1 pseudogene is annotated in these 526 nt (G+C 47.0%); it reads right to left on the bottom strand.

The window, feature by feature from the left end:
* Positions 1-526 (bottom strand): annotated as a pseudogene (locus tag R7O13_RS30650) (phosphate ABC transporter permease); the annotation flags it as partial.

The following is a 526-nucleotide window of genomic DNA, read 5'->3' on the forward strand; positions in this document are numbered from 1 at the left end:
TAAACTTTTGAGCGGCTTTGGTCAGAACAATTAACTCCGAACCATCACGCAAATAAAGCGTTTCACCATCCGGTGTTAAGAGCATCTGTTGGGGAGCGTCAAAGCCCGCAGAAAAGGAAAAATCTATCGTGGTTGGAGCGACGCCTAGCGCAGACTTTTCTTGCCAACGCGCTTTGACTTTCCCGCTGCGAGTCTGCCAAACAATAGTTGGAGTTTGTGTTGACGCATTGAAGACAAATTGAGTCACAGGATCTTGCGCATCGGTAAGCGTCAAATTCATATCCGTCGACAACGCCACCACTTCTGGCGGGCGAGTATTTTCTCTCAACGTCGCGTTGAATTCTGGCTTGAAGATATGAGCTAGACCTTGATCATCCACTAACCCATACCAACCAAGGCCAGGAGCCGATTGAGAAAAAGATACCGGATTAGTCGCTAACTGTTGAGTATAAATGGCGGGCTTGTCAGGTGCGTCCATCGATAAATATTGAATCTCACCACTTTGCGTTAAAACGAAAGCAAGTTG

The sequence above is a fragment of the Vibrio sp. Y176 genome (assembly GCF_033438945.1).